The 4,796-nt window shown below is 66.1% G+C and carries 5 protein-coding genes; 2 read left to right on the forward strand and 3 right to left on the reverse strand.

All coding sequences use genetic code 11. The features are described from left to right. Positions 1 to 80: 80 nt before the first annotated feature. Positions 81 to 707, reverse strand: a complete 627-nt coding sequence (locus tag ABGA94_RS05640) for a DUF47 domain-containing protein (protein WP_004152833.1) — start codon at positions 705 to 707, stop codon at positions 81 to 83. 292 nt (positions 708 to 999) lie between these two features. On the opposite strand from ABGA94_RS05640, the gene ABGA94_RS05645 reads away from it, so the two are divergent. Both ABGA94_RS05645 and ABGA94_RS05650 read left to right on the forward strand, forming a co-directional pair. Beyond that, the gene (locus tag ABGA94_RS05645) at positions 1,000 to 2,304 is read left to right on the forward strand and encodes a hemolysin family protein (protein ID WP_005416017.1); all 1,305 of its coding nucleotides are present in this window, start codon (positions 1,000 to 1,002) and stop codon (positions 2,302 to 2,304) included. Then, the gene (locus ABGA94_RS05650) at positions 2,288 to 2,947 is read left to right on the forward strand and encodes an exopolysaccharide biosynthesis protein (RefSeq protein ID WP_053501113.1); all 660 of its coding nucleotides are present in this window, start codon (positions 2,288 to 2,290) and stop codon (positions 2,945 to 2,947) included. The genes ABGA94_RS05645 and ABGA94_RS05650 overlap by 17 nt, the downstream gene beginning before the upstream one ends. Positions 2,948 to 3,059: 112 nt before the next feature. On the opposite strand, the gene ABGA94_RS05655 is transcribed toward ABGA94_RS05650, so the two are convergent. After that, positions 3,060 to 3,557 (reverse strand): pyridoxamine 5'-phosphate oxidase family protein, encoded by a 498-nt coding sequence (locus ABGA94_RS05655; RefSeq protein WP_005416015.1) that lies wholly within the window; start codon positions 3,555 to 3,557, stop codon positions 3,060 to 3,062. Positions 3,558 to 3,627: 70 nt separating this feature from the next. Continuing rightward, a complete protein-coding gene (locus tag ABGA94_RS05660) occupies positions 3,628 to 4,623 on the reverse strand; it encodes an LLM class flavin-dependent oxidoreductase (protein ID WP_375366628.1) in 996 nt (331 codons plus the stop codon). Positions 4,624 to 4,796 lie beyond the last annotated feature (173 nt).

A 4,796-nucleotide genomic window follows, 5' to 3' on the forward strand; every position in this document is an offset into this window, starting at 1 on the left:
CGTGGAAGCCGTTGATGAACTCGAAGACGAGCGCGGCCAGGATCACCACCAGGACAAGGGTCAACATGCGGCGGCGTCCGTCAGCTGTTCTTCAACACGATCTGGTACGCCACCACGCCGGCCTCGCGGCAACGGTCGATGGCCTTTTCCAGGATCTCGAAGAATTCCTTCAGCAGGAACATCTGCAGGTTGTCCAGGCGACCGGAGTAGATGTCGCGGTACAGCTCGAGCATCAGGCGGTCGGCCTCGTTCTCCAGCGAGCGCAGCTTCTCGTTCAGCGCGGTCATCCGGTCCAGGTTCATGTGGCGCAGGTCAGCCACCATCTCCACCACCACGCCGGCGGCCTGTTCCAGCATCGCCGCGCGCGGCGCGAAGTCGATGTGCTCCAGGTGGGTCGTGGCCAGCGAATAGCGATCGGCGAACTTCTCGATCTGCTTCGGAATCTTGTACAGGGCCGAACCCAGCGCTTCGATGTCTTCGCGCTCGATCGGGGTCATGAAGCTGTCGACCAGCGCCTGGCTGATCTTGTCCGAGGCCGCGCGTTCGCGCAGGCGGGCCAGCTTGAAGGCGTCCAGCGCGGGCTGGCGGTCGGCCTCGCGCAGCATCGAATGCAGCGCCTTGGCGGCATCGGAAGCCGCGACGGCAGCCTCATCGAGCAGGGTGTAGAACTGTTTGCCGGAACCGAAAATGGTCTGCAGAGAGAACATTGAGAAACCTGTCAGCCGTCGCGGGAAGGACGGCACCAGAGCGAATTATGACGGCTAGATGACCATCACGGGTATCCCCGCGCCCTTTCCTGGCTCTGGGACCCCCAACCTGAACAGGCGGTTGCCACCCTGCCACGCCCCTTTGCTAAGATGCCAGCGCGCCTTCGGGCGCACCTTATGGACGACGACCCTTATCCCCCTGCGCCGCGCCGGACCCCGTTCCTGAGCGCCTGCCGCCATCGCAAGCACCCGCCCTCCCTGCCACCAACCGGGGACGACGCCCGTGTTTGAAATGATCCTGATTGTCTTCGCGCTGGTTCTGCTGAACGGCTTCTTCGCCATGTCCGAGATGTCGGTCATGACCTCGCGCAAGAGCCGCCTGAAGCAGATGGCCGCCACCTCCAAGCGCGCCGCCAAGGCGCTGGAGCTTTCGGAGAAGCCAGAGAGCTTCCTGTCCACGGTGCAGATCGGCATCACCGTGATCGGCGTACTGACCGGCTACCTCGGTGGTGATGCGATCGGCGACGCGATCGCCGGCTGGCTGCAGGGCCTGATGCCCGGCTTTGCGTACGCGCGCGAAGTAGGCACCGCCCTGGCGGTCTCGCTGATCACCTTCATCACGCTGATCTTCGGCGAACTGGTGCCCAAGCGCCTGGCCCTGACACGTTCCGAGGCCATTGCCGGCCTGGTCGCGATGCCGATGAGCTGGCTGGCCAGGCTCGCCCTGCCCTTCGTCTGGCTCCTGTCCAAGACCACCCAGCTGGTGCTGAAGGTGCTGGGCCTGGGCAAGGACGAGGCCGCGCAGGTGACTGAAGAGGAGATCCGGATGCTGGTGGCCGAGAGCCACGAGGCCGGCGTGATCGACGCCCACGAGCGCGACATGATGAACCGGGTCATGCGCCTGGGCGACCGCACCGCCGACAGCCTGATGACGCCGCGCAACCGCATCGCCTGGCTCGACACCCAGGCCGGGCTGGAGCGCAATCTGGACATCATGGCCGAGCACGAGTTCTCGCGGTACCCGGTGTACCGCGACAACGACATGGACGTGGTCGGCGTGCTGGAGCTGAAATCGCTGGCCACGCGCATGGCGCGCGGCGACAACGCGCTGTTCCAGACCCTGCGCGAACCGCTGTACGTCTCCGAATCGACCCACGCGATGAAGCTGCTGGAGATCTTCCGCGAGGAGCAGCAGTCGATGGCGCTGGTGGTGGACGAGTACGGCGAGATCCAGGGCCTGGTGACCATCAGCGACCTGATGGGCGCCGTGGTTGGCCGCCTGCAGGCGGTGGAGAATGCCGATGAAGACGCACTGGTGGTGACCCGCGAGGACGGCTCGCTGCTGGTCGACGGCTCGCTGCCGATCGAGGACCTGCGCGAGCTGATCGGAAGCAACGACCTGCCCGATGCCGAGGATGGCGACTACTACACGCTGGCCGGCATGTGCATCCATTACTTCGGCCGCATCCCGCACGCAGGCGAGTACTTCGACTGGGCCGGCTGGCGCTTCGAGGTGGTCGACCTGGACGGTGCGCGGGTGGACAAGCTGCTGCTGCGCACGTTGTCCGACGAGCAGGCCGATGAGCTCACCGCCTGAGGCCGGCCAGGGCCAGGGCGCGCAGCGCCCGACCTACCGCAACGAGGGCATCCGCACCCTGCTGGAGATGTTCGCCTCCGGCGATCCTGCCGAGCACATGCCGCTTGGCCAGATCCTCAGCAACCTGCAGCAGAGCGCGTTTGGCGTGTTCCTGTTCGTGGCGATCCTGCCCTCGTTCATCCCGATCCCGGGCATGGGGGGGGCGGTCAGCGGCCCACTCGTGGTCCTGATCGGACTGCAGATGCTGTGTTGCCTGCGCCGGCCCTGGCTGCCCGGTTTCATTGCCCGACGCGGGCCGAAGCGCGGCACCATGCACCGCTTCCTGGACCGTATCGATCGCCCGTTGCGGCGACTGGACAGGATGCTGAAGCCTCGCCTGCCGCAGTTGCTGACACCGCTGCCCGCGCACGCCTTCAGCGGCCTGCTGCTGGTACTGCTGGGCATCCTGCTGTCATTGCCGATTCCGTTCACCAACTTCCTGTTCGGTTTCCAGCTGCTGCTGTTCTCGCTGGCGCTGCTGGAGCGCGATGGTGCATTGATGCTGTTCAACTGGATCGCAGCGCTGGTGGCGATCGCGTTCTTCGGCTTCAGTTCGGGGCAGCTGGTGGGCTATACAGTGGAACTTTTCCAGCGCTGGTTCTGAAGCGGCATCCGGTAGAGCCGTCCGATGGCCGGCTGCCACGTTTCCAAGGTAGCCGGCCAACGGCCGGCACTACCGGCATCCGCTAGATCCACGCAATGCGTGGATGCGGCAATCACCGAAGGTCGACGAATCCGTTGTCCGCCAGCGGTGCCGGATCGTCCTGCACCGCCGACAGCACGAAGCTCAATGCCTTGCCCAGCAAGGTGCCCGGGCCATCCCAGTATTCGGCGCTATCGGCGCGCACGTGGATCAGGCGAAGGTTGGGGTCTTCCTTGCCGGCGGGGAAGAACAGCTTCATCGCCGGCGACCACAGCTCTTCGATCTTCGCGCGATCATCGACAACCCGCGCCCGCCCCGCCACAGACACATAGGTGTTCTTCGATGGCGAGGCATAGGCCACATTGACGCGCGGGTCGAGCGCGATCTCGGCCACCTTCGGGCTGTCGGCGGTGATCACGAACCACAGGTCACCGTCGAAGGCGACCTGCTGGGTGGCCAACGGCCGGCTGTAGAGTCGCCCGTCGACGCCGGTGGTGGTGAACATCGCCACCTCCACGTCCTTGATCAGTTCAGCCAGCTGGGCAATGTGTTCGGCGCGGGTCTCGGCCATGGTGGGGATTCCAGAAGTGGGGAGCCCCCATCAGACGCGGATCGGCCGCAACGGGCCGTGACGCGGTTGTTCAGCCCGCGTGGCGGCCATGCCAGGCGTTCATCGCCAGCTCGAAGGAACGCAGGCGCGCACGATGGTCATACAGGTTGGCAGTAAGCATCAGCTCGTCAGGCTTGTGCCGCTCAACGAAAGCGGCGATACCCTCGGCCACCTGTTGAGGATCGCCCAGCACGGTGCAGGCCAGGGCCCGTTCCACGCCCAGCTTTTCGTGCGGCTCCCAGAAGGCTTCAATGTCGTCGATGGGCGGCGGGATCTTGCCCGGCCGGCCGCGGCGCAGGTTGACGAAACTCTGCTGCTGGCTGGTGAACAGGCGACGCGACTCGGCCTCGCTGTCGCTGGCAACAACGTTCAGGGCCAGCATCGCGTGCGGCTGCTTCAACGTGGCCGAGGGGCGGAATTCGCGGCGGTACACCGCCAGCGCTTCGTCCATCACGTCCGGCGCGAAATGCGAGGCGAATGCATACGGCAGGCCCATCGAGGCGGCCATGCGTGCGCCAAACAGGCTTGAACCGAGGATCCAGGTCGGCACCCGCAGGCCACCACCCGGAACGGCCTGCACTGTCTGTCCAGGCTGGACCGGCTCGAAGTAGTGCAGCAGCTCGCGCACGTCCTGCGGGAACTGGTCGGCGCTGTCGAAATAGCGGCGCAGTGCACGTGCGGTCGGCTGATCGGTGCCCGGCGCACGGCCCAGGCCAAGGTCGATGCGGTCCGGATACAGCGAGGCCAGCGTTCCGAACTGCTCGGCCACCTGCAGCGGGGCATGATTGGGCAGCATGATGCCGCCCGCGCCGACCCGGATGCGCCGGGTGCCACCGGCAACATGGCCGATCAGCACGGCGGTGGCGGCACTGGCGATGCCGGGCATGTTGTGGTGTTCGGCCAGCCAGTAGCGGCGGTAGCCCAGCGCATCGGCGTGCTGGGCCAGTTCCAGCATGTTAGCGAAGGCGGCGGTGGTGTCACTGCCCTCGCAGACCGGGGCCAAGTCAAGGATCGACAACGGGATCATCAGGCGCTTTTCCGTCACAGGATCACCTCTGCATGGGGGCGGCCGGGCGCAGCGGCCAGTGACGGTGGCGGGATGCTGATTCCTGTAGGGCGGGTTCAGCGCCCACCGCGCTTGGTCCGGTAGAGCCGGCCGCTGGCCGGCGGGCAACGTGCCCTGGCAGCCGGCCAGCGGCC

Origin of the sequence: Stenotrophomonas sp. 3diitr2024 (genome assembly GCF_042136455.1) — a bacterium.
Lineage (GTDB): Bacteria > Pseudomonadota > Gammaproteobacteria > Xanthomonadales > Xanthomonadaceae > Stenotrophomonas > Stenotrophomonas sepilia.

Coding starts and splice junctions, on each gene's coding strand:
- ABGA94_RS05640 (WP_004152833.1), bottom strand. CDS start 707: ATGTTCTCTCTGCAGACCATTTTCGGTTCCGGCAAACAGTTCTACACC.
- ABGA94_RS05645 (WP_005416017.1), top strand. CDS start 1,000: ATGATCCTGATTGTCTTCGCGCTGGTTCTGCTGAACGGCTTCTTCGCC.
- ABGA94_RS05650 (WP_053501113.1), top strand. CDS start 2,288: ATGAGCTCACCGCCTGAGGCCGGCCAGGGCCAGGGCGCGCAGCGCCCG.
- ABGA94_RS05655 (WP_005416015.1), bottom strand. CDS start 3,557: ATGGCCGAGACCCGCGCCGAACACATTGCCCAGCTGGCTGAACTGATC.
- ABGA94_RS05660 (WP_375366628.1), bottom strand. CDS start 4,623: ATGATCCCGTTGTCGATCCTTGACTTGGCCCCGGTCTGCGAGGGCAGT.